Raw genomic sequence first — 24,623 nt, forward strand, 5'->3', positions numbered from 1 at the left:
CTCAGCCGCAGGAGACGGTTTCGCGTCCCGCGTTGATGTCGTTGAGGGATTGCACTGCGCCGTTGAGGTTTTCGACCTTCACCAGGCGCAGGCCATCCGGTGTGCGCTGTTTGGCCTCATTGCAGTTGGCGGCCGGGACCAGGAAGGTCTCGGCACCGGCATCGCGGGCGGCCATCATCTTGTACTGGATGCCGCCGATCGGGCCGACCTTGCCGTCCTGGTCGATGGTGCCGGTGCCCGCGACGAACTTGCCGCCGTCGAGCTCACCGGGGCTGAGCTTGTCGATGAGCGCGAGGCTGAACATGAGACCGGCCGAGGGGCCGCCGATATCGGCGAGGTTGAACGCGACCTGCAGCGGCGGGCGCGCGCCCTCGGTCGGTGTGAGACCGAGGTAGCCCTTGGCCGCGTCGTCCGGGCGTGCGGCGAGGGTGATGGTCGCGGTCTGCTCGGCGTTCTCGCGGCGGTACACCACGGTGATCTGGCTGCCCGGGGGCTGCGAGGACACCGCGGCCACCACATCCTTGGGCGTGGTGATCGGCGCGTCGTTGATGCTGACCAGTTCGTCGCCGGCCTGCAGCGTCTGCTTGGCCGGGCCGTCGTCGGAGACCTTGCGCACCAGTACCACCGTCGGCAGGCTCAGGTAGTGCAGCGCGGCCACCTCGGCGTTGCCCTCGGAGTCCTTGAAGTCCTGCTGATTGGACTTATCGATCTCCTCGCGCGGGACACCGGGCGGGTACACCTCGGCGCGCGGGACCAACCCGTGCTCACCGCTGACCCAGAGCCCGAACGCCTCGAAGATGTTCAACCCGTCGCGCACCGAGACGGTGGTCATATTCAGGTGCCCGGTCGTCGGGTCGATGTCGGCGCCGCGGACGTCGACGACTTGCTGGCCATCGACCTGGCCGAGGGTATTGAACGTAGGTCCGGGGCCGAGTGCGACGAACGGCACAGTGAGCACGCTGCCCACCGCGCCGAGCACGAGCACCGGGATCAGGGCGGCCACCAGGGTCAGGATCCGACGATTCACCTGGACCACAGTAGTGATCGCCCCCGCCGGAATACACGCATGGGCGGATATTCAGCGCCCCCGCGCGTCCACCGATTTCGCGCCGCGCGAACATCGAACCGCCATGCGACACGCGTAATGTTTGGGGTATGAGTGACGTCCCCTTCGGATTTTCGAACCGCGATGACGACGACCGCAAGCGCGGCGACGAGCCGAGCGGTGCCGGAGCGAACGATCCCTTCGGCTTGGGCGGGGCAGGCGCGGGCGGATTCGATCCGGCGCAGCTCGGACAAATGCTCACCTCGCTCGGCCAGATGCTGAGTGGCATGGGGCAGCCCGGCTCCGCGCAGTCCGGTCCGGTCAACTACGACGTGGCCAAGCGACTTGCCCGCGAGCAGCTCGGCTCGACTGTGTCACCGGTGGCCTCGGGCACCGTCAGCGCCGTGACCGATGCCGCGCACCTGGCCGAGTTATGGCTCGACGGCGCGACCACGCTGCCCGCCGGCGCGACCAAGAGCGCGGCCTGGACCGCCAACGACTGGATCGAGGAGACGCTGCCGACCTGGAAGCGGCTGTGTGATCCGGTGGCCGAGCAGATCTCCAGAATGTGGACCGCGCAACTGCCGGAGGAGGCGCGGGAGTTCGCCGGACCGATGGTCGGCATGCTCGGGCAGATGGGCGGACTGGCATTCGGCTCGCAGCTCGGGCAGGCGCTCGGGCAGCTCGCCAAGGAGGTGCTGACCTCTACCGATATCGGTCTGCCGCTGGGTCCGAGCGGAACCGCGGCGCTGCTGCCCGCGGCGATCTCGGAGTTCAGCGCCGGGCTGGAACAGCCGGAGAGCGAGATCCTGGTCTTCCTCGCGGCCCGTGAGGCCGCGCATCAGCGACTGTTCGGCCATGTGCCGTGGCTGCGCCAGCAGGTGCTCGGCGCGGTCGAGGACTATGCGCGCGGCATCAAGATGGACTTCTCCGCGCTGGAGTCGGCGGCCCAGGGCATCGACCCGATGTCGCTGACCGATCCCGCCAAGCTCGAGGAGCTCCTGTCCCAGGGCACCTTCGAACCGCAGACCACCCCGGAACAGAAACAGGCGCTGGAGCGGCTGGAGACGCTGCTCGCCCTGATCGAGGGCTGGGTGCAGGTCGTGGTCACCGACGCGGTCGGCGATCGCCTGCCCGGCGCGGGTGCGCTGGCCGAGACGCTGATCCGCCGTCGCGCCACCGGTGGTCCGGCCGAGCAGACCTTCGCGACCCTGGTCGGGTTGGAACTGCGGCCGCGCAAGCTGCGTGAGGCGGCGGCGCTGTGGCGGCGGCTCACCGTCGATACGGGCATCGACGCGCGCGACGCCATCTGGGCGCACCCGGACCTGCTGCCGGATTCCAACGACCTGGACTCCCCCGCCGGCTTCATCGATTCGGTGATCGGCGGCGGCACCAACGCATTCGACGATCCGCTGGCCCAACTGGCCGAGACCGAGGCTCGTGAGCAGGCCGAGCGCGAAAAGGGCAGGGGCGACGGCGAATCCGGCCCCAACCTCGGCAAGGACACCGACGCGTCCTGATAGTTGTCCTGTTGATAAGTACGAATCCCTGTGGATTACTGCGGGATTCGCGCTGATTCACCCGTGATGTGGTGCGCATACTGCTCGCATGACGACGGGGCGGGTATGCGGGCCGATGCTGGCGCCGCGAGTGACGGTATTGGTGCGGGCGTCCGGGGTAGTGCAGCTCGGATGGGATCCCGAGGGCGCGCTATTGCTCGATCGGACACCGTTGGACGCCGATACCGTGCTCGCGTTCCTGCGGCTACTGGATGGGATGCAGAGTCGGCCACAGGTCATCTGGCGGGCCGGGGAGTGCGGGATCGAGCCCGAGGCCGCGGCCGAGCTCTTGACCCGCATCGATGACGCGGGACTACTGCTGCATCCGAACGAACGGATGGGCCGGGTGCGTTCGGTGCGGGTGCACGGACTCGGACCACTCGCGGACGCGCTCTCGACCGGGCTGCGCGGACTCGGCCTGCGCCCGATCCGGTCACGTGGGTACACCCCCGACGGTTCGGTCCCCGACTGGCGCGGCGAACTCGTGGTGTTGACCGACACACTGGTGATCGACCCTCGGTTCACCAATGAGCTTGTGCTGCATGGGATCGCACATATGCAGGTCCGCATTCGCGATGCGAAGGGCGTGGTCGGTCCGTTCGTTGTGCCGGGCCGAACGAGCTGCCTGCGTTGCGCGCATCTGACCCGCTGCGACTACGACGCGGAGTGGCCGCACCTGGCCGCACAGTTGCTCGGCCGCGTCGGGCATGCGTCACCGGCCGCGATCGCGGCAACCGCCGCGCTGGCGCTGTACGAACTCGAGACGATCCTGGCCTGCTCGGCGCGCCGGACACCGGCCACCCTGAACACCACCCTCGAATTGGACCTCGACTCGCACCTGGTCGAGCAACGCGATTGGGCGGTACACACCGCATGTGGCTGCCATGCGATCTCCGCTGATGCGAACTCATGACCAGAGGCGATCATGTGCTGTTCCGGCCGATGAAGGTGTCGATTCTTACACTCCGCCAAGGAAGGGCATCAAGATTGGCATGGCAAATCCACGGGTTTGTCCGCCATGATGGGTACGTGTCTGAGATTGTGCGTCGTCGCTCATCCCGCAATGCCAAGTTAGCCAAGATTCCGCTCGGTATCGCTGGCCGGGCCGCCGTCGGGTTCGGCAAGAGGTTGGCCGGTGGCGACAAGTCCGAGATCAACGCCCAGTTGAACCAGAAGGCCGCCGAACAGCTGTTCACCGTGCTCGGTGAGCTCAAGGGCGGTGCGATGAAGTTCGGCCAGGCGCTGAGCGTGATGGAGGCCGCGGTTCCCGAGGAGTTCGGCGAGCACTATCGCGAGGCACTCACCAAATTGCAGGCCGCCGCGCCGCCGATGCCGGCCGAGACCGTGCATCGGGTCCTGGACCAGCAGCTGGGCACCCAGTGGCGGCAGCGGTTCCAGTCCTTCGAAGACACTCCCGCCGCGTCGGCGAGCATCGGCCAGGTGCACAAGGCGGTCTGGTCGGACGGTCGGACGGTCGCGGTGAAGGTGCAGTATCCCGGCGCGGACGAGGCGCTGCGCGCCGATCTCAAGACCCTGTCGCGGATGACCGGCCTGATCGCCTCGGTCGTTCCTGGCGCGGATGTGAAGCCGCTCCTGGCCGAGATCACCGAACGCACCGAGGAGGAGCTCGACTACCGCAATGAGGCCGCCAACCAGCGCGCCTTCGCGAAGGGCTTCGACGGGCATCCGGAGATCGTGGTGCCGAGGGTGGTGGCCAGCGCGCCGAAGGTGATCGTGACCGAATGGCTCGACGGCACCCCGGTCTCCACGATCATCAAGCTGGGCGCCGAGGATCCGGAGGGCACCCGGGCCCTGCGCAATCGCGTCGCCGCATTGATGGGCAAGTTCCACTTCTCCTCGCCGGAGACTGTCGGCCTGCTGCACGCCGATCCGCATCCCGGCAACTTCATGATGCTGCCCGACGGCAAATTGGCCGTCATCGACTTCGGCGCCTGCGCGCCCATGCCGGGCGGCTTCCCGGAGATCTTCGGGCGGATGCTCGCGCTGGAAGTCGACGAACGCTTCGACGAGCTGGTGCAGTTGATGTACGACAACGGCTGGGTGATTCCCGGCCGAACCGTCACCGATCAGGAGATCGCCGACTACCTGCGGCCGTTCACCGACCCGATCCAGACCGATTCGTTCCACTTCACCCGCAAGTGGATGCAGCGGATGGCGGGCAAGGCCTCCGATATCACCAGCACCGATATGAAGACCGCGCGCGCCCTGCAGCTGCCCGCGCAGTACGTGATGATCTTCCGGGTCCTCGGCGGCTCGGTCGGCATCCTGGCCCAGCTCGACGCGGAGCTGCCGTTCATGCAACTGGTGCGGACCTGGATGCCCGGCTTCCGCGAGGAGCGCTCGGCCAGCTGATTGATCTCGAACCGTCCGACACCCCGGCGGCCGGTCCGAACACATGTGAAAAGTATTGCCGTGGAACGCAAACGAGCCGCCCACCTGATCTCGAGGTGAGCGGCTGGTTTGCTTTCTCGTTCCTGGGCCCGGCCCGGATCCGAAGCGGCCGGGTGGGCCTCAGCGACCGGAGGGAGGGGAGCCACGGATCTCATGCCGAGATCGCGACCTTGCGCGGACGACCACGCGGGCGCTTGCGGGCGATCACGACACCCTGGTCGAAGATCTCACCGCCCCAGACACCCCACGGCTCACCCCGATCCATGGCCGCGGTCAGGCAGCCCTTTCGGATGGGGCAGGACGCGCACAGCGCCTTGGCCTGCTCCAACTGGACCGGGCTCTCGGCGAACCACAGATCGGGATCTCCGGCTCGACAAGGCAGGACCTTTGTGACCTCCCGGGGGCGGGTAGGCCGTGCCACGGTTCGGCATGTCACGTCAGTAGTGGCTTGTGGCCAGCTCTCTGCGGTGAACACGTCGTTCTCCTTCAGCTCGTTTGCAGCGGTACGTTTCGTTCGTTCCGCGAAACCGAGGCCGGTGCTGGCTGAAGGGCCGGTAAAAAAAATACTGGCCACGGTTTCGCTTCGGGCGATCCGTGGCCAGGAGGTCGGGGAGTGTTCCCTACCTAGTTCGACATCTCTGTCGAATCCTGATCACGGTCGCTGGGTGGGTGGTGCGGCGGAGGTGTGCTGCCCGCAGATCTGCCGGGGCATATCCGGCCTCAACTGCGAAGACGCCGACTTCTGCCGAATTGGCAAATGCCGGGTGCCAGCCCACGCTGGGCTTGTCCTGCGTCATGACGCACACGGGGGAATGCGTAGGCATGGATTGCGCCTGGAGCCCGAATACGTCGACGCCGGACAGACCGATCCCCTGCAAATCGAGGATCCCCCGGGAGGCCGACATGACGGGTGCAGCATTCACCGCAACGCCGATGGCGCTGGAGTTCGTGTTGTCATTCATCGTTCTGCCTCCCTCCTGTACTCGTGTCGGTAACTGTGCGCGCACCGGAATGACCTCCCGGTGCGTGATTCCCACCATATGTGTTGGCGCCGATCGCGACAACCTATTTTCTACCTGCGGTTTTGTGGGCTTGACCGCAGGCGCGAAGCCACTATCGACAGCACCTCGGCCCCGTATTGCTCGAGCTTCTTCGACCCGATTCCGGGGATCGCGGTCAGTGCGTTGTCGTCGGCGGGCAGTTGCTCGGCGATCGCGGTGAGCGTGGTGTCGGTGAAGACCACGAACTCGCGCACCCGCAGATCCTGCGCTTTTTCCGCGCGCCACGCCTTCAGCGCTTCCAGTAGCTCGGCATCCAATTCCGCCGGGCAGCGACGGCAGCGCCCGAGCATCGTGGCGTAGGTGCCGATTAACGGTTTGGCACAGACCCGGCAGGTCGGGCGCACACCGTTCGCGGCGGAGTCGGCGACCGGCGCGGCGATTCGCGAGGCGGGCGAGTCGTCGGGCACCAAGCCGTTGAGAAACCGGGAGCGGCGCCGAGTGCGCCTGCTGCCCTCGCCGCGGGCCAGCGCCCAGGACAGTTGCAGGTGTTCGCGGGCCCTGGTCACGCCGACGTAGAGCAGTCGCCGTTCCTCCTCGAGCGCGGCCTGATCGGCAACCGAGCCGTCGTCACCGAGTACGTGCGCGATCGGCAGGGTGCCGTCGGCGACACCGACGAGGAAGACCGCGTCCCACTCCAGCCCCTTCGCCGCGTGCAACGACGCGAGGGTCACCCCCTGCACGGTCGGTGGATGCCTGGCCTCGGCGCGCGCGGCCAGCTCACGCAGCAGACCGGGCAGCTCGAGGGCATCGTCCTGGTCGACCAACTCCTCGGTCAGGCGCACCAGCGCGACCAGCGATTCCCACCGCTCCCTGGCCTGCGCGCCCGCGGGTTCGGTAGTGGTGAGGCCGACCGGCGCGAGCGCGGCCCGCACCAAGGTAACCAAGGCCTTACCACCGCGGGACTGGTCGGGCAGGTCCTCGCGGGAGGCGACCTGACGCAATACGGAGACGGCTTGCCTTACCTCGGCGCGTGCGAAGAAACCCTCGCCGCCGCGGACCTGGTAAGGGATGCCTTGTTCGGTCAGCGCCTGCTCATAGGCCTCGGACTGCGCGTTGATCCGATAGAGCACCGCGATCTCGGCGGCGGGCGTGCCCGCGGCGATCAGCTTCTTGATCGATCGGGCGACCGCCGCCGCCTCGGCCGGGCCGTCGTCGAATTCGGCGAAGGTCGGCTCCGGCCCGTCGTCGCGCTGCCCGATCAGTTGCAGCCGGGTGCCCGCGATGCGCCCGCGGGCGGCGCCGATCACTCGGTTCGCCAGCGATACCACCTGCGGCGTCGACCGATAGTCGCGCTCCAGCCGGACCACCGTCGCCTCGGGAAAGCGCCGGGAGAAGTCCAGCAGAAAGCCGGGGGTGGCGCCGGTGAACGAATAGATCGTCTGGTTCGCGTCGCCGACCACGGTCAGATCGTCGCGCTCACCGAGCCAGGCATCGAGCACCCGCTGCTGTAGCGGCGTGACGTCCTGGTATTCGTCGACGACGAAACTGCGGTAGCGCCCGCGGAATTCATCGGCCACCGACGGATAGTCCTCCAGCGCGGCGGCGGTGTGCAGCAGCAGATCGTCGAAATCGAGCAGCAGGCCGTCGGGCGTCGCCTTCAACTTCTCGTAACCGCTGTAGACCGCTGCGACGCGCAGCGGGTCATACGGCGCCTCGCGGCGGTGCTTGGCCACCGCCGCCGGATAATCCTCCGGCGCGATAAGGGTGGCCTTCGCCCATTCGATCTCGGTGAGCAGATCGCGCACGGCGTCGCTGTGCGAGGACAGTCCGGCCTGGTGCGCGGCCTGCGCCACGATCGGGAATTTGCGATCGAGCAACTGCCAGGGCACATCCCCGACGATCTGCGGCCAGAAGTACTTCAGCTGCCGCAGCGCGGCCGCGTGGAACGTGCGCGCCTGCACCTGGTTGGCCTCGCCGCCGAGCCCGAGGGCGCGCAGGCGACTGCGCAGTTCCCCCGCCGCGCGCGCGGTGAACGTCACCGCGAGCACCTGGTCGGCCTTCACATGTCCGGCGGAGACCAAGTGCGCGATGCGATGGGTGATGGTTCTGGTCTTACCGGTGCCGGCGCCCGCGAGCACGCACACCGGACCCCGCGGCGCGCGGACCGCGGCGGCCTGCTCGGGGTCCAGCCCGTCTTGGACATCAGCCAGCGCTGGGCGGACGGGCTCGCTGATACTGGTTGCCGACACGACACACATCATGGCAGTGCCCGCCGACAAGTCATGGCGGCGGCGCAAAATGGGCGTCGGTCCCGGCCCGCCTGAGTACCGCATCGAACATCTGATGGGCCACCTTATCTCGGTCAACCCGGCGAGTTCTTGGAGTCGCGCAGTTGTCGTAGTGCACCGGCGAATGCCTCGACGTGCGCACCGAGCGGAGCGAAGAACTCCTGGTCGCACTGCTCGACCGCGACCACGGCCCGATTCGCCAATGCTGCACCGGCTTCGGTGGGGATCAGGGCCTTGGCTCTGCGGTCGTTCGGGTGGGCGCGGCGCTCGAGCAGGCCCCTTTGCTCGAGCGCGCGCAATACCTGGGAGGTCATCATCGGGTCGGTGACGGCGTGTGCGGCCAGATCGCGCTGCATTACCGGTTCGTCGCGGCGGGCGGCCAGGTAGGTCAGTGAGGCCAGTAGGACGAATTGCACATGGGTGAGGTCGAATGCGGCCAGGGCCGCGCGCTGGGCTGCCTGCCAGCGGTTGGTCACCTGCCAGAGCAAGAGGCCCGGGCTTTCGTCGGCCTCGGCGAAGCTGCTGCGCAGACCCTTGTCCTCACTCATGTGCCTGCGCTACTGCTGATTCGCCGATCATCGTCCGCGCGATCAATGCGAAGTCGTGCGCGGTCAGTTCGATGAGTCCGCGGCGCAGCGCCATGCCCCAATTCGGCGTGCTGGTGAGATCCAATTCGGCGCGCAGTTCGTCGATCGGGATCTCTTGCGCGTCGGTGCGGTAGTCGACCGCGCGTCGCCACGGCTGGAAGCAGCCGCCGTCGTCCGGGTCCGCCTGCCAGACCGGACCGTCATCGATGGTGCCGATGGCGGTGAAGGAGCGGATCGGCGCACCGGTTCGCATCCCCTCGCGCGGTGAGTAACAGAGGAAGCCGTCACCCGGGCTCATCCGTTCGAGTGGGGTCCGCTTGCCATGGTTGACCTGGGCGATGCCGAGTTCTACACCGCGGCGTACGTGTTCTCTGGAGACCACACCCAGCCAGTACCGCCCACCCGATGTGGCGGGCGAGGTGGCCTGTGCGGTGGCGATCGTCGTCATGGATTTAGTATGCGCACATACTAAATCTTGCGCAAGTCTCAGCCGGAACAGGATCGGACCGTAAGGCGTTGCACGATCCGTGACTGACGTGACTCCCGCTCTGACGATGTACTCGACCACCTGGTGCGGCTACTGCCGCAGGCTGAAGAAGCAGCTGGACGAGTCCGGTATCAGCTATGTCGAGATCGATATCGAACAAGATCCGGCATCGGCCGAATTCGTCGGCAGCGTGAACGGCGGCAACCATGTGGTGCCGACGGTGAAGTTCGCGGACGGCTCCACGGCGACCAACCCGTCGCTGGCCGCGGTCAAGCAGACGCTGGCCACCCTCCCCTGATCGGCTCGATCGCCTGCTCCGTGCGGACCCTCGCGGCCCGCACGGAACTTTTTATGCCCTCGATCAGCTGTCGAGTTCGGCCCAGGACTCCACGATCGTGCGCGCGATGGAGATCGATCCGGGCAGCAGTAGCCGCGCGCCCTGGTTCTGCGCGGACCAGTCGCCGACGGCCAGCGCCGTGCGCACCTCGGCACGGGTGAACCAGTGGGCCTCGGCGATCTCGCCATCCGAGAAGGCAAGCGGCTGATCGGGATCCGCGATGGCGGAGAAGCCGAGCATCAGCGAGCGTGGGAACGGCCACGGCTGGCTGCCCAGGTAGGTGATGTCGCGGACATCGACCCCGACCTCCTCGAGCACCTCGCGTTCGACGCACCGCTCCAGCGACTCCCCCGCCTCGACGAATCCGGCGAGCAGCGAGAACAGCGTCTTCGGCCAGGTGTGCTGGCGCCCGAGCAACACTCGATCGCCGCCGTCGTGGATCAGGCAGATGACGGCTGGATCAATGCGCGGGAACTCCTCGTGACCGTTCTCGTCGACCCGCGACCAACCGCCCTTGGTCGCGGCCGTCGCGGTGCCGTCGACGGCATTGAATCCGGCCTTGTCATGCCAGTTCAGCAGGGCCATTGCGGCGGTGAGCAGACCAGCGGTGAGATCGTCGATGCCGCCCGCCATGGCGCGCAGATCGGTCAGCGTGCCCGCCAGGTCGGCGTCGCGCACGGCCCAGACGTGCTTGCCGCCGTTGATACCGAGGAATATCGCGGCCGGACTCGGCTCGGCGGACAGTTCAATCGCCGGCTCCAGCACCAACGCGCCGTTCTCGAAGCGGAACTGGCCACGCTTGTTGACTCGGAGTAGTTCGGCGTCGGCCCAGCCCTCCTTCAGCGCCTGTTCGTCGGCCCGGATCTCCTCGGCCCGGTCGAGCACTGAACGCGAAAGCAGCGGAACGCTATTGAGCTGGAATCCTGAGGCCACGGTTCGAGACTATCGCGCCGCCGCGAACACCAGTCGTCGCGGCAGTGTTACCTGCCCACGTGCCGGATGTACAACAGTTTGTCGGTCGGCTCCAGCGCGTCCACCTCGGCCTCACCCACCCGGATCAGCACACCGCCGCGCACCACGCCCAGCACGATATCGCCGAGATGTCGTGGCGAGCCGCCGACCTCGGCGGGTTCCACTTCGCGTTCGGCGACCGCAAAGCCCTGGTCGGGGGTCAGCAGATCCTCGATCATCTCGACCACGGTCGGCGTGGTGGTGGCGATGCCCAGCAACCGGCCCGCGGTCTCGGAGGAGACCACCACCGAATCCGCGCCGGACTGGCGCAGCAGGTGGGTGTTCTCGGCCTCCCGGATGGCCACCACGATCTTGGCGCTCTTGTTCAGTTCACGCGCCGTGAGACTCACCAGGACGGCGGTGTCGTCCCGGTTGGCGGCGACCACGACCGCGGCCGCCCGCTGCACACCGGCCAGCCGGAGCACATCGGACCGGGTGGCCGAACCGTGCACCGTCACCAGGCCGGCGTTCGCGGCCGCCTCCAGCGCGACGGCATCGGTGTCGACCACGACGATATCGGCGGCCTGCACGCCATCGCCGAGCATCGCGTCGACCGCCGTACGGCCTTTGGTCCCATAACCGACGACCACGGTGTGATCACGCATGCTGCGCCTCCAACGCTGAATCTTGAATGCCTGCCGGGAACGCTCGGTGAGTACGCCGATGGTGGTACCGACGAGCACGATGAGGAAGAGAATGCGCAGCGGGGTGATGATGACGATATTGGCGAGCCGGGCCTCGGGCGTCACCGGCGCGATATCGCCGTAGCCGGTGGTCGACAGCGAGACCGTCGCGTAGTAGAAGGCGTCCAGGAACGACAGCTCGTCACCGGAGTTGTCGTGGTACCCATCGCGACCGAGGAACACCACCAGCGCCGCGGCGAACAGCAGGCCGATTGCGAAGAGCACCCGGCGCACCAGCGAAGTCCATGGGCTGGTCGCTATTTCGGGGATGCGCAGCACGCCGACCAGCGCGAAATCCGGACGACTCGACAAACCGACACTGCGCGCCCGATCACCGAACACCGGACTCACCCACCCCCACGCTCGCCGAAATCTCGGCGCTCACCGAGTCGGTCAACTCCGGCGCTTCTTGTCCCTCCGGCACGCACGGCAGCCTACCGGGTCAGCCGAGCATTGCCCGCGCCCGACGCGAACACCCGATGAATGTATGGGTTCAGTCCGGCGCGGACGCGCTCGTCGGCGCGGCATTCCTGATCAGCTCGGCCAATTCGTCCGGGCCGGGCAGTGCGGCGGGCGCGATGGTGCGCCCGGTGCGCACGTAATGGAATGCGGCGCCGATGCGTTCGAGCATCTCGGCCTCGGTGCCGTGGTCGCGGGCCGCCATCAGCCGAGCCCAAGCCAGCCGGTATACGGCCAGCTGCATGGCGACCGCGGGTTCGTCGGCGGGCGCGGGCTCGGCGCCGGTCTTCCAGTCGACCACAATCCAACCGCCGCCGGGTTCGGCGAAGACCGCGTCCATCCGGCCGCGAATCACCGTGCCCGCGATGGAGGTCTCGAACGGGATCTCCACCTCGAGCGGGCTGCGATTGGCCCACGGCGAGTTGAGGAACGACTCCTGCATGGTGACCAGTTCGGTGTCCGGGCCTGCGTCGGCGGCAGTGCTGTCGGCGGCGCCGGGCAGTGCGTCGAAGCCGAGCAGCCGGTCGGTGGCGAACCAGCGCTGCACCCAGGCGTGGAAGGCGGTGCCGCGGCGGGCCAGCGGATTCGGCGGGAACGGCAGTGGGCGGCGCAGGCGGGCCGCGAGTTTGGTTGGGTCGGCACGCATTTCGACCAAGGCCGTAGCGGCGATCTGGCCGGGGAGTTCGACGTCCTGGGTGATCGCCTGGGTGGCTTCGAATTCGGCGAGGAGGGCGTCGACGTCGGCGGACCAGCCGTCGGGGTCGTCGGGGTTGGCGGCTGGGGTGGTGGTGTCGGTATGGGGGATCCCGGGTTCGGCTGGGGCGGTGAGGTCGTCTGGGGGGGGCTCGAATTCGTCGGCGTACGGCGCGAAATCATCGGAGTACGGGGGGAAGTCGTCACCGTAAGGTTGGACGGCGTCGGCGTATGGCGCGACGTGTTCCGCGTGCGACGCGACGTGCTCGGCGTACGGCGCAACATGTTCGGCGTGCGACGCGACGTGTTCGGCGTACGGCGCGACGTGCTCGGCGTACGGCGCAACATGTTCGGCGTGCGACGCAACGTGCTCGGCGTACGGCGCGACGTGCTCGGCGTACGGCGCGACGTACTCGGCGCGCGACGCGAAGTCGCCTGGGGGCGGCGGGAAGTCGTCCCGGTCGTACGGATCCGGGGCGCTGTTGACAGATGATTCGCCGGGATCCCCGAATGATGCGGGCGGGTCGAGATAGTCGGGCAGGGGAACATCGGCGTAGGGGTCGTCGGGTAGCGCGATGGCGCCGAGATCGTCGGGCGCGGAGTTCGGGGCGGCAAAGTTGTCGGTGGGCGGGTCTACAGTCATTGCCATGTCGATGTCACGGAGGGCGCTGGACGCGAAATCGACTGAGGCAGTCGGGTTATCGAAGACCGCGTGGTGCAATGCGGTGATGCCTGCGGCGGATTGTGCCGTGAGTTCGGCGAGGGCGGCGTGGACGAGAGAAGCGCCCTGTTCGATGGGGGCGCGGCGGTTGCCGAGGGGGTCGCGGGGCCATTCGGCGGTTGCGGGGTTGTCGGTGAACGGGTTTACCGCGTCGACGTCGGGGGCGTCGTCCCAGCGGTCGATGGTGACCGCGCCGTTCGCGGGGCTGTCGGGGGCTTCGCTGGCGTGTTTGAGTTCCAGGAGGAAGTCGGAGGGCCCCTTGGGTGCGGTGCCGGTTTCGGCCCAGTGGTGGGCGCAGACGAGCAGGACCCGTTCGGTTCTGGTGAGGGCCACATAGAACAGGCGGCGGTCTTCATCGATGCGACGGCGGTCCAGGGATTCCTTATGGGACTTGATCGCTCGCTCCAGGTCGGCGCGGTCGTAGAGATCCGAGAGGTCGAGCACGGGGACACCCTCGGCGGCATCGTCCTGTCTGCGGTCACCGCGTAGGGACGTGGGGAGTTCGGCGAGTGCGCCGAGCCAGGTGCCCGAGGCCGCGCCGGACGGGAAAACGCCGCGGGCCACGTGCGGAACGGCGACGATCTCCCACTCCAAGCCCTTGGCGGCGTGCACGGTCAGCACCTGGACGCGGTCCCTGGCGACCTCGACTTCACCCGGTTCCAAACCGTTCTCGACGGATTCGGCGGCGGCGAGGAAGGCGAGCAGGCCGCCGAGCGACGCGCCGGAATCGCTGGCGTATCCGGCGACCACCTCGGCGAAGGCGTCCAGATGTTCGCGTCCGGCACCGGCGCCGACCAGTGCGCGGCGAGCCTGGGTCTCGACACCGACGCCGATGGTGCGTTCTACATCCGCGACGAGTTCGGCGAGCGGCTGGCCGCTGCGTTCGCGCAGCCCGGCAAGTTCCCGGCTGAGCGCGACAATGCGCTGGCATCCCGACTCCGAATACTGTTCGCGCGGACCGGGATCGGCGATCGCGTCGGCCAGACCCGCCTGTTCGGCCGGTTCCGGCGCCACCTCGCGCAGGGCCTCGGCGAGTGCGGTCGAATCGGCGATCTCGTTCGCCTCATTGCCGTGCAGGCGGCTGATCGACAGGTCTCGGGCACGGCGGGCGAGCGCGGCGAGGTCGGCGACGCCGATACGCCAGCGGGCGCCGGTGAGGATGCGCATGGCGGCGCTGCCTGCGCCGGGTTCGGCGACGAGCCGCAGGGTGGCGACGATATCGGCGACCTCCGGGGTGGCGAGCAGGCCGCCGAGACCGACGATCTCCACCGGAAGTCCCTGCTCGCGCAGGGCTTCCGCGAGGGGTGCGGCGTCGGCGTTGCGGCGGACCAGCACGGCCGAGGTCGGCGGTGGCTTCCCCGCCTCGCGTTTGATCGCCCATTCGGCCGCGATCCGCCCCGCTACCCAATCGCGTTCGTCGGCAACGGTTTCGGTCAACGCCAGCGCGACGACACCCGGTTCCGCATCGGGTTTCGCACGCAGCGCGTCGACCGTGACACCACCGCTATCGATCGCACTGCGCCGCAACGGTTCCGCCACCAGATTCGCCAGCGCCAGCGCCTCCGGCGGATTCCGCCAACTTGTCAGCAGCGGCAGGATCGGCGCGGGAACACCTGGGGCACTGGGAAAGTCGGTAGCGAACCTGGGGAGATTAGCGGCCGACGCCCCACGCCAGCCATAGATCGATTGCATCGGGTCACCGACAGCGGTCACCGCCAACCGCTGTACACGGTCTGCTCGGGCATCCGACCGATGCCCATGTGTCGCATCGCTTTCACTCCGTCGATCCTCGGGGTCCGTCGGCACACGTGCAGCCGAACGCTGGCCGCCACCATTCACTGCCGCCCGCTCCGCATCCGCCTGAGGGCGCTGCGTCGCATCGAGATGGCTCCGCCCGGCATCGGCATCCACCGGCTGACGTGCAGCCGAGCGCGGGGCGGCACCACTGGCTGCCATCTGCTGGGCGTCCGACGGGTTGTGCTGCGTCGAATCGCCCTCGCTGTGGTGCGTGTCGGGGGCCGTCGGGGGGAGCGAATCCGAGGCGACGGGCTTGCCGGCGGTGGACCTGGTGGAGTCGGTCTTTCGTGATCGCTTGGCGCGCGGCTGTGGGGGGGATCCGCCGAAGAGGGAGGCGAGCAGGATGCGTTGGGCGTGACCGGTGTCCTGGTATTCGTCGAGCAGGACCAGGCGGAAGCGGGCGCGTTCGGCCAGGGCGACTTCCGGATGTTCGGCGGCCAGGCGGGCGGCCAGGGACATCTGGGCGCCGAAATCGAGTGCGCCGCGGCGGCGTAGCGCTTCGGCCAGCTGCTTGACCAGCGGCAGCAGGGCGACGCGCTCGCGTTGGACCTGGACGATGTTCTGCAGAGCCTGGCTCGGTCCGCCGCGTTGGCGTGGACCCGCGGGCAGGGTGTGGACCAGCTTTTCGAGTTCGGTGTGAGCCTCGGCGAGTTGTTCGGGTTCCACCAGGTGTTCGGCGAGTTGGCCGGAGAGGGCGAGGACGGCCTCGGTGACCGAGACCGGGGTGCGGTCGGTGTCGAGGTCGCCGTCCCAGTTGCGGACCACCTGGTGGGCGAGCTGCCAGAGCTGGGTTTCGGTCAGCAGTGTCGCCGAGGGTTCCACGGGCAGCAGCAGACCGTGCTGGGTGAGCAGTCGGCCCGCGTACGAGTGGTAGGTGCTGATCTCGGGTTCGGCGCCGGAGAGCTGAGCGCGCAGTTCACCACCGGCGTCGAGTTCGCGCAGCAGCGGCGAACCGGCCAAGCGGGCCAGCCGGGTGCGGATGCGGGAGGTCAACTGCTGGGCGGCTTTTCGGGTGAAGGTCAGGCCGAGCACTTCGTCGGGCAGCACCAGGCGGTTGGCGACCATCCACACGACCCGGGCGGCCATGGTCTCGGTTTTGCCCGCGCCCGCACCGGCGACCACGAGCGTCGGTCCCGGTGGGGCCGCGATCACGGCGGCCTGCTCGTCAGTGGGCGGTGGCAGGCCGAGCGCCTCGGCGAGACGGTTCGGCGAGACGGTGGCATGCGCGTCGCCGGAAATACTGCTCACTCGTCGGTCACCTGCCTCCCGGTGTCCTGGACGGGGCAACTGCCCGCCACCGGACAGTGCCTGCAGCCATCGTTGCGCATAGCGAGGTAACTCGGCCCCTGCGTGGCGGCCGCGGCATCGTGAATCGTGCCACGCCACTTGTCGAGCGCCTCAGCATCGAGCGGGGGCTGCATGCGTTGTGTGGCCCCCTCCTTGCTGCTCGGCTTGGCGACGTAGACCAGACGCGCACCGCCGGGTTCGCCTGTGGTGGAGCCTGGTTCACCTGCAGCGGGGCCGGACTCACCTGCAGCGGGGCCGGGAACGCGCACAGCACCGCCGGACTCACCAATAGCACCGCCGGGATCGCCTGCAGGGCCGCCGAGACCGCCTGCAGCAGAGTTGAACTCGTCCGCAACGGAGACGAACCCGTCGGCGGCAGTGCCGGAATCACCCGGGCCGGACTCACCTGGACCACGAGGCGTTGCTCCGGCCGCAGAGGCGGATTCGGTATGTGCTCGATCGGATTCCGAGGTGGGGTCGCCCAGGGTGATATCGAGTGCGCCAGCGGCGGCGGCTACCTGGTAGGTCGCGAGTTGGGCGTGGTCGGCGGCGGCTTGCTTGGTGACCGGTGATTTTCCGGTCTTCACGTCGACGATCACGAAGCGGCCCTGGGCATCGCGCTCCAGGCGGTCGACTCGGCCTCGAATCCGCACGGCGCGTTCGTCTTCGGTGCGCGGGGGCAGTACGCAGTCGACCGGAACCTCGACTCCGGCCTGGGTGAGTTCGCCGCGGGTATTGTGCACCCATGCCATGAACGTTTCCAGCATGGCCTCGGTGCGACGCAGTTCCTGCCGCGAATGCCAGCCGGTGCCGGGATCGATGGCCTGCCATGCCTTGTCCAATGCCGCGCGGACCTGGGATTCGGGCACCTTGCCCGCCAGCGCCTGCACGAGCGTATGCACCAGATTGCCCTTGACGGCGTGCGGATTGTCACCGTCGGTGCCGCCATGGCGTTCCAGCGCCCAGCGCAGCGGACAGGTGCGCAGCAACTCAACGGTGGACGGGGACAGGGCGACCGCGCTGTCGTCCTCGTCCCAGAGCGACCGCGACGAGCTGAGATCCGCGGTGCCGTACCAGTCGTCGGGGTGGGTACCGGGCACGCCTGCGTGCGCGAGCCGGGCCAGCTGATGTGCGGCGCGACGCCTGCGCTCGGGTTCGGCCTCGGCATCGCAGACCACGCCGCGCAATTCGGCCACCAGCGCATGCATGACCAGCGCCCGGCCCGGATCGGCGACCGGCAGCGCGCCGGGTTCACTGTCGTCATCGTGCCCGAGCAGTTCGGCGAGGAACCGGGACGGGACCAGATCGCGTTCGCCCGATACCGATTCCACGGCGGTGACCAGCAGCGAGTGCCGGGCCCGACTGCAGGCGACGAGCAGCAGTCGACGCTCCTCCGCCATGATCGGAGCCGCCCGGCTCACCACTGCGCCCGCATCGACTATGCCCGCGGTGAGATCGACCAGATCCTCGGTCTGCAACAGGGTGCCGCGCGGGCGCGGATTGGGCCAAATACCTTCCTGCACAGCGGCAACCGCGACGACGTCCCATTCGCGGCCCGCGGACGCGTGCGCACTGAGCAGTGCGACGGCCTCCCCCGGCGCGGTCAGCGATCTGGTGTCGTGTGGAATCTCCTGCTGCAGTAGGTATTCAACGAAACCCTCGATACTCGCGCGCGGCAGCCGGTCCACATACGCGGCCGCGGCGTCGAACAATCCCACGGCGGCATCGAGGTCGCGATCGGCCTGCATACCCGCCGCCCCACCGCGTTCGGACTGCGCGACCCAGCGCCGCTCCAGCCGCGATCCGGTCCACAGCGCCCACAGCACGTCTTCGAGCCCAGCACCGCGACGCCGAGTCGTGGTGGCCCGGTCGAGCGCGTCGAACACCCGCTTCAGCGGCGCGGCCTCGACATCGGTGAGCCGCTCCATGATTCGCCGGTCCGCGCGCCCCACCAACAGATCACGCAGCACCTCCGCGGAGGATTTGTCGACATAGGCGCGCCATACGGAGCCGTCCTCGGCCTGTCCGGATGTCGATGAGTCCCGTTCGGCATCCGCGTCGCCTGGATCGGTTCGCTCAGCCTCGTCTACGCCGGAGGCGTCACCGCCCACCCCGCCATCTCGTTCGGGATCGCCAACACTGCGTTCGGCATCCTCGAGATCGGGCTCCGGACTCTCCCATTCGGAGTCTCCGCCACTCCATTCCGGCTCGATGCCATACCAATCGGCGTCGTCCGCGGTCCGTTCGGCGTCGCTGATATTCCGTTCGGCCGTCGCAACATTTCGTTCGGCGCTGTCGACGCCGGATTGTTCGGGCTCGAAGCCCGCTTCATCCGGCGGAAGACCCTCAGCGCCCCAATCGGGTTCATCATCGCGCGCGGAACCCACACGCGCCGCCTTGATCTCACTGCGTGCGGACTCCAGCACACTGCGCCGAATACCGCGCCGCAACCGCCGCAGGGTGATCTGATCAGCACCGCCGAGCGGCCCGGCCAGCAGGTCCAACGCATCCTCAGCGGTGAACATCGCCTCGGCAGCGCGCCGACGCCCGCGCTGTACCGCATCCTCCGCGAGCACCGTCCGCAGCGCGAGCAGCATCCAGGCGGCACCGCGCCGCCGAGCCAGCGGCGCGTCGAGCGCGGGCTGCTGCACCGGCACTCCGGCCGCCAGCAGCGCGCGCCGCAGCGGTGCCAGCGATAATGGCACCGAGCGGACGATCACCGCCATCCGCGACCACGGCACGCCATCGGTAAGGTGGGCGCGGCGCAAATGATCGGCGATCAAGGCGGCTTCCTTCGCCGGAGTGGCCAGCACACGCACCCGCACCTCGGTGCCGTCGTCCTTCGGCGGCACCGCATGGTTGGGCGTCGAAAAGCGTTGTGGCGCACTGCCCGGCAACTTGGCGGCGATCCGCGCGACGGCCAGTTGCACCTGCCCGCCCGATCGATGGTTGTCTCGCAGGATGATTCGCTGCCCGTCCGGCGCCGCCAGATCAGCGACGAAGCGAGCGTCCGCGCCGCGAAACGCGAAGACACCCTGATCCGGATCACCCGCGACGACCGCGGTATGCGCGGCCGTACCCATCACCTCGACGAGCAGCGCGGCCTGCGGATCCAGATGCTGGGCATCGTCGACCAGCAGGTATCTGATCCGATTCCGTTCGGCGGCAAGCAGTTCGGCGTCACCGGCGAGCGCGTCCAATGCCGCGCCGACGAGTTCGGCCGCGTCGAGCGCGGGTGCCGTCGCCTCGGGCGCCTCCACCCCGACCGACCACCGCAACAGCATCGACTGTTCGTAGCGCACCGCGAACTTGCCCGCCGCCACCCACTCCGGCCGACCGTGCTCGCGGCCGAGCCGCACCAGATCCTCGGGCCCGAGCCCACGTTCGGTGGCCCGCAGCATGAGATCACGCAACTGTTCGGCGAACCCGCCGAGCCCCAGTGCGGGCTGCAGCCGTTCGGGCCACAGCCCGTCGGCACCGGCCGCGATATCGATCAGGTCACCGCGCAGCATTTCACGCAGCACGGCATCCTGCTCGGCACCGGTCAGCAAACGCGGCGGCGGATTGCCGTGCGCGCTCGCATGTCTGCGCAGCACCGAGAACGCGTAGGAGTGCAGCGTGCGCACCAACGGCTCCCTTGTCGCACCGGGCACCCCGCCCGCCGCGCCGTCGGAACCACTCAGCCGGGCGGTGATGGCATCGCGCACCGCGCTCGCCGCCTGCTTCGAATGGGTCAGCACCAGCACCGATTCCGGATCGGCGCCCGCGGCGATGCGTTCGGCGGCCAGATCGATCAGCAGCGCGGTCTTGCCGGTCCCCGGTCCGCCGAGCAGCTGCCACGGCCGCCAGCCGGGTCGCATCGGGCCTACGGTGGCGGCGGCGTCGAACAGCGCGCGGACATCGGCACCCCAGGCACGAGCCGGGGGTGCCGCCACGTTTCGGCGAACAAGTCGCACCGCGCTATCCGATCGCACCACGCGGGCTATTGCAACAGACACCTCCGACACGCCACGCGGCGCTCCGCAGTCGACGCACTCATCGGTGAGCTCGAACACACGCCTCGGTCTGCGTTCGAATTCGATATACGTCAATATGGTTCAGGTGTCGACTCTTCATGTGCACCGGTACGGGCCTGCGGACGGGCCGAAGGTCCTGGCCCTGCACGGCGTGACCGGACACGGCAAACGCTGGGAAGACCTGGCCATCCGCCATCTGCCGGACGTCCGGATCATCGCCCCCGACCTGCGCGGACACGGCGATTCGACCTCGTTGCCGCCGTGGAACTTCGAAACCATTGTCGAGGATCTGGTCGAGGTGCTCATCGCGGAGACCGACGAGCCGGTGGTGGTCCTCGCGCATTCGTTCGGCGGCGCGTGCGCGCTACACCTGGTGCATCAGCATCCGCACCTGGTGCGCAAGCTGGTGCTGCTGGATTCGGCCGTCGCGCTGGAGCCGGAACGTTTAATGGATATCGCGCTGTCCAGCCTGGCCGCACCGGACTACGACACCATTGAGCACGCCCGCCGGGACAAGATCGCCACCGGCTGGGGCGAGGTGGAGCCGCGGCTGCTCGACGCCGAACTCGCCGAACATCTGATGCCCACCGCGGACGGCCGTGTCGGCTGGCGGATCAGCCTGCCCGCCATCAATTCCTACTGGGGTCAGCTGGCCCGCCACTATGTGCTGCCGCCCGCCGACCTGCCGACGGTCCTGGTGCAGGCCATGAAGGTGGTGCCGCCCTTCGTGACACCGGAGTTCCGGGCGGCGCTCACCGAGCATCTCGGCGCGAATCTGACCCTGCTCGAGTGGGACTGCGATCACATGGTCGCCCAGGCCCGTCCGGCCGAGACCGCGGCCCTGGTCCGATCGGTGCTGTGAGTCCGATGGCCACCACCGACGCCGAGGTCGAGCGGGTGCGCGCGCTGGTGGCGACCGTTCCGCCCGGCCGCGTGGTCACCTACGGCGATATCGCGGCGGCGGCCGGGTTGTCCACGCCGCGCACGGTCGGCTGGATCATGCGCACCGACTCCGCCGATCTGCCCTGGCACCGGGTGATCGGCGCGAGTGGCCGGCCGGCCGCTCACCTGGCCGGTCGCCAGTTGAGCTTGCTGGCCGCCGAGGGCGTACCGATCCGCGACGGACGAGTGGACCTGCGTGCGGCACGCTTTCCGCTCCCGTAAACGGCCCCGCCGCCGTCGATCGGCGGCTAACGTAGAGCTATGTCCACCCGCCTGGCGCGTGTCGTGTTCGATGCAGACCGGCCCCGGTTCGTCGCGGATTTCTGGGCCGTATTGCTGGGCTGGAGGGTGACGGTCGACCGACCCTACGAGGTCGACGTGGCGGCGCCCGATCCGGACGGCCTGGACCTGGCCCTGAGCTTCCTGCCGGCCCCCCGCGCCAAGGATGGTAAGAACCGCATCCATCTCGACCTGGCGAGCCGCTCGTACGACCATCAGCGCGTGCAGGTCGACCGCGCACTCGCACTCGGGGCACGCCGGGTCGATATCGGCCAGGGCCGGGTGCCGTGGGTGGTGCTCGCCGATCCGGAGGGGAACGAATTCTGCGTGCTGGAGCCGCGGGAGGAGTACGTGGATACCGGCGCGGTCGCGGCCATCGTGGTCGATACCCACAACCCGGTGCGGCTCGCCGAGTTCTGGTCCATGGCCTCCGGCTGGCCGGTCGCGTACGGCGGCGCGCAGGTGGCCGGGTTGCGCTCGGCGACCGGGCTCGGCTCCTGGCTGGAATTCGTCCGCACGCCCGATGTGAAGAGCGGCCGCAACCGACTCCATCTGGACCTGAGGTCCTTCCCCTCCGACGATCAGGCCGCCGAGGTGGCCCGACTACGCGCGGCGGGCGCGACCCAGGTCGACCCGAACGGTCTCGGCGGCACGCCGGGGTTGGTGCTCGCCGATCCGGAGACCAACGAATTCTGCCTGCTCCGAGCGGCCGCGTACTACTCGACGGTTTAGCGGTTGCGACGGTCCGTGGGTCGCTCGAAGCCGCCACCCTCCCGGGATCTGCGCCGCCGTCGAATTAGCATGTCCACCATGCTCGCCCCGTCGCTCAACCGCCACACCGCATCGCATCGCATCGCGATACTGCGGCCCATCGTGCCTGGCGCCTGCCGGTGACCGCCGTGGACGCGATCGTGCTCGCGGGCGGGCGAGCCAGCCGGATGGGGGGCGTCGATAAACCCGCCATCGTGATCGGCGGACGATCCATGCTCGACGCGGCGCTGGCCGCGGTGCGGCTGTGTGCACGGACCGTGGTCGTCGGACCCCATCGGTCCGGGTTGGACCCGCGGATCGTTCAGGTGCGGGAGGTGCCGCCGGGTTCGGGTCCGGTCGCCGCCGTCGGGGCCGGGCTGCGCGCGCTCGGCCCGACGGCGGCACCGCTTGTCGTAGTGCTCGCGGCGGACCTGCCGTTCCTGTCGGAATCGACACTGACAGAACTGATTCGGTACGGGAACGAATCCGGTGCGGACGCGGTTTTCGCGGCCGACGAATCCGGTCGACCGCAGTATCTGATCGGCGTGTGGCGGCGCGCCGCGCTGGCGGCCGCACTGGGGCGGCTGGACTCGCTGATCAATCAGCCGATGAAGGCATTGATTCCGGCCGATACGGTCACCGTCACCATGGCGGGCATCGCCGACTGCGATACCGAGGAACAGGTGCGGCGGGCCCGGCTCGCGTGGGATACCGGGGTGGCCGAACTCGGTGGGTCGAGCACTCGCCCGGCACCACCGCCGACCGCTGCCACCACTGCGCTGCCTCTTGATGAGGCACGAGACATCCTGCGCACCAGCCTCTCTCGGCTCACCGACTATCGGGCGGAACTGCGTTCCGTGCGCGGTGCCACCCTCGCGGCACCGCTGACCGCCGTCGCGCCGCTGCCGCGCTTCGATGTCTCCGCGATGGATGGATACGCGGTCGCCGGTGCGGGTCCATGGCGATTGCGCCGCGATATCGGCTTCGCGGGCGGTCGGCGGCCGGTCGGGCTACTGCCCGGTGAGGCGGTGCGGATCGCCACCGGCGCGCATGTGCCCGATGGCACCACCCGCGTTCTCCGTGACGAATTCGCGCGGATCGAACCGGACGACACGCTGCACCAGCGGCCGGATTCCCCGCTGCGCGACGATATCCGCCGCCACGGCGAGGACCGCGATCGCGGTGATCTCGTCGCCCCCGAGGGCACGGCGGTCACCGCGGCCCTGGTCTCCGCCGCGGCCAGCGTGGAGATCACCGAGGCGCTCGTGCGCGGCCCGGTGCGGGCCCGGATCATCATGACCGGCGACGAGATCCGCAGCACGGGACCGCTGCAAACCGGCCAGACCCGCGACTCGATCGGTCCCATTCTGCCGGATGTGCTGTCCTGGTGCGGAATTCGCGCGGTCGATCAGGTCCACCTGCGCGACACTCCGCGCGGCTTCGACGAAGTACTCGGTGCCGCCGACGATTGCGATCTGCTGGTCATCGTCGGCGCTACCGGCGGCGGCGCGGCGGATCAGCTGCGTGCTGCGATCGCGCGTGCCGAGGCTCGAATCCTGGTGCACCGCTTGGCCGTACGTCCCGGCGGCTCCACCGTTGTCGCCGAACTGGCCAACGGCACAACCATTCTCGGCCTCCCCGGAAACCCGTTCGCGGCCCTGGCCACCCTGATGACGCTGTCCCCCGCCCTGGTCGAGGGCCGGACCGGCGGCCATCCCCAGCGCCCGCTGGTCGGGCCACTGCACAACGCGAGCGCGATCTCGGGGCCCGTCACCCGCATCGTCCCGGCCCGGATCGCGCCCTACGGCGGTTGGCTCGGCGATCCACAGGTTCGCACCACCCATCTGGGCGGTCTCGTCGACCGTGACGGCCTGGTCATCGTCGCGGCCGAGGCCACCGACGACGATCTGGTCGAATTCCTGCCACTCCGGGTGTAAAGAATTGGAATTCTTCTTCCTCTGGTGATGTCCGCTCGCTACTGTGTGATGGTTAGGCGAATACAAAATCACCTTCGGAAAGGACCGAGTGGAGATGGCTGAAAAGTCGAAGAAAACGCCTAAGAAAGCACCCAGGCAGATGGATCGCCAGCAGCAACAGCAGCGCCAGGATCAGAGCCGAGCAGGCGGTGAGGAGCGCCAGCGGATGGCGAACGACCCGCAGCGCCAGGAGCGGCGAGACCCTGACCAGCGCCGAATGGGTCACAACTGATCTGAAACGGGCCGCCGGTTCCCCCAAGGGCCGGCGGCCCGGTTGTGCGTTCGACTCCCCG

Annotated in this window: 19 protein-coding genes; 8 read left to right on the top strand and 11 right to left on the bottom strand. The window is 68.6% G+C overall.

Going from position 1 to position 24,623, the window contains the following annotated elements; genetic code table 11:
- Position 1: 1 nt before the first annotated feature.
- The gene (locus tag OG874_RS26840; protein WP_330249902.1) at positions 2-1,027 is read right to left on the bottom strand and encodes a YlbL family protein; all 1,026 of its coding nucleotides are present in this window, start codon (positions 1,025-1,027) and stop codon (positions 2-4) included.
- Between the two features lie 128 nt (positions 1,028-1,155).
- Here OG874_RS26840 and OG874_RS26845 point away from each other — a divergent pair, with 128 nt between their 5' ends.
- The 3 genes from OG874_RS26845 to OG874_RS26855 all read left to right on the top strand — a co-directional run bounded on the left by OG874_RS26845 (position 1,156) and on the right by OG874_RS26855 (position 4,977).
- Positions 1,156-2,565 (top strand): zinc-dependent metalloprotease, encoded by a 1,410-nt coding sequence (locus tag OG874_RS26845; RefSeq protein WP_330249903.1) that lies wholly within the window; start codon positions 1,156-1,158, stop codon positions 2,563-2,565.
- Positions 2,566-2,653: 88 nt separating this feature from the next.
- Entirely contained in the window at positions 2,654-3,517 is an 864-nt protein-coding gene (locus OG874_RS26850) for a hypothetical protein (RefSeq protein ID WP_330249904.1), read from the top strand.
- Between the two features lie 116 nt (positions 3,518-3,633).
- Complete coding sequence (locus OG874_RS26855) at positions 3,634-4,977, top strand: ABC1 kinase family protein (protein ID WP_330249905.1); 1,344 nt, start codon at positions 3,634-3,636, stop codon at positions 4,975-4,977.
- 190 nt (positions 4,978-5,167) lie between these two features.
- Here OG874_RS26855 and OG874_RS26860 read toward each other — a convergent pair whose 3' ends face one another.
- From OG874_RS26860 to OG874_RS26880, 5 genes are all read right to left on the bottom strand, one after another.
- Entirely contained in the window at positions 5,168-5,452 is a 285-nt protein-coding gene (locus tag OG874_RS26860) for a WhiB family transcriptional regulator (RefSeq protein WP_330257420.1), read from the bottom strand.
- A gap of 184 nt (positions 5,453-5,636) precedes the next feature.
- Positions 5,637-5,978, bottom strand: coding sequence for a hypothetical protein (locus tag OG874_RS26865; protein WP_330249906.1), 342 nt, complete (start codon positions 5,976-5,978; stop codon positions 5,637-5,639).
- Positions 5,979-6,088: 110 nt separating this feature from the next.
- Positions 6,089-8,275 carry an ATP-dependent DNA helicase UvrD2 gene (locus tag OG874_RS26870; protein WP_330257421.1) on the bottom strand — a complete coding sequence of 729 codons (2,187 nt, stop codon included), beginning with the start codon at positions 8,273-8,275 and terminating at the stop codon, positions 6,089-6,091.
- A gap of 104 nt (positions 8,276-8,379) precedes the next feature.
- Complete coding sequence (locus OG874_RS26875) at positions 8,380-8,853, bottom strand: MarR family winged helix-turn-helix transcriptional regulator (protein ID WP_330249907.1); 474 nt, start codon at positions 8,851-8,853, stop codon at positions 8,380-8,382.
- A complete protein-coding gene (locus OG874_RS26880) occupies positions 8,846-9,340 on the bottom strand; it encodes an EVE domain-containing protein (protein ID WP_330249908.1) in 495 nt (164 codons plus the stop codon). The genes OG874_RS26875 and OG874_RS26880 overlap by 8 nt, the downstream gene beginning before the upstream one ends.
- A gap of 106 nt (positions 9,341-9,446) precedes the next feature.
- Between OG874_RS26880 and OG874_RS26885 the strand changes: the two genes are divergently transcribed.
- On the top strand, positions 9,447-9,677 hold the full coding sequence (locus tag OG874_RS26885) for a mycoredoxin (protein ID WP_330257422.1): 231 nt from the start codon (positions 9,447-9,449) through the stop codon (positions 9,675-9,677).
- A gap of 63 nt (positions 9,678-9,740) precedes the next feature.
- Here the strand turns inward: OG874_RS26885 and nudC are convergent, their stop codons facing one another.
- The 4 genes from nudC to OG874_RS26905 form a co-directional block, all read right to left on the bottom strand.
- Positions 9,741-10,649, bottom strand: coding sequence for an NAD(+) diphosphatase (gene nudC / locus OG874_RS26890; RefSeq protein ID WP_330249909.1), 909 nt, complete (start codon positions 10,647-10,649; stop codon positions 9,741-9,743).
- 47 nt (positions 10,650-10,696) lie between these two features.
- The gene (locus OG874_RS26895) at positions 10,697-11,752 is read right to left on the bottom strand and encodes a potassium channel family protein (protein WP_442943427.1); all 1,056 of its coding nucleotides are present in this window, start codon (positions 11,750-11,752) and stop codon (positions 10,697-10,699) included.
- A gap of 151 nt (positions 11,753-11,903) precedes the next feature.
- Positions 11,904-16,328: an ATP-dependent helicase gene (locus OG874_RS26900; RefSeq protein WP_442943112.1), complete on the bottom strand. Its 4,425-nt coding sequence runs from the start codon at positions 16,326-16,328 to the stop codon at positions 11,904-11,906.
- Entirely contained in the window at positions 16,325-20,365 is a 4,041-nt protein-coding gene (locus tag OG874_RS26905) for a PD-(D/E)XK nuclease family protein (RefSeq protein WP_442943113.1), read from the bottom strand. Before OG874_RS26905 ends, OG874_RS26900 begins: the two co-directional genes overlap by 4 nt.
- A 94-nt stretch (positions 20,366-20,459) precedes the next feature.
- On the opposite strand from OG874_RS26905, the gene OG874_RS26910 reads away from it, so the two are divergent.
- The 4 genes from OG874_RS26910 (at position 20,460) to OG874_RS26925 (ending at position 24,291) form a co-directional block, all read left to right on the top strand.
- Complete coding sequence (locus OG874_RS26910; protein WP_330257424.1) at positions 20,460-21,245, top strand: alpha/beta fold hydrolase; 786 nt, start codon at positions 20,460-20,462, stop codon at positions 21,243-21,245.
- Positions 21,246-21,250: 5 nt separating this feature from the next.
- Positions 21,251-21,547 (top strand): MGMT family protein, encoded by a 297-nt coding sequence (locus OG874_RS26915; RefSeq protein WP_330249912.1) that lies wholly within the window; start codon positions 21,251-21,253, stop codon positions 21,545-21,547.
- Positions 21,548-21,586: 39 nt separating this feature from the next.
- On the top strand, positions 21,587-22,336 hold the full coding sequence (locus OG874_RS26920) for a VOC family protein (RefSeq protein ID WP_330249913.1): 750 nt from the start codon (positions 21,587-21,589) through the stop codon (positions 22,334-22,336).
- A gap of 158 nt (positions 22,337-22,494) precedes the next feature.
- Positions 22,495-24,291 carry an NTP transferase domain-containing protein gene (locus OG874_RS26925; RefSeq protein ID WP_330249914.1) on the top strand — a complete coding sequence of 599 codons (1,797 nt, stop codon included), beginning with the start codon at positions 22,495-22,497 and terminating at the stop codon, positions 24,289-24,291.
- Between the two features lie 52 nt (positions 24,292-24,343).
- On the opposite strand, the gene OG874_RS26930 is transcribed toward OG874_RS26925, so the two are convergent.
- Positions 24,344-24,556: a hypothetical protein gene (locus tag OG874_RS26930; RefSeq protein ID WP_330249915.1), complete on the bottom strand. Its 213-nt coding sequence runs from the start codon at positions 24,554-24,556 to the stop codon at positions 24,344-24,346.
- Positions 24,557-24,623 lie beyond the last annotated feature (67 nt).

The organism is Nocardia sp. NBC_00565 (assembly GCF_036345915.1).
In the GTDB taxonomy this organism is placed as follows: Bacteria; Actinomycetota; Actinomycetes; order Mycobacteriales; family Mycobacteriaceae; genus Nocardia.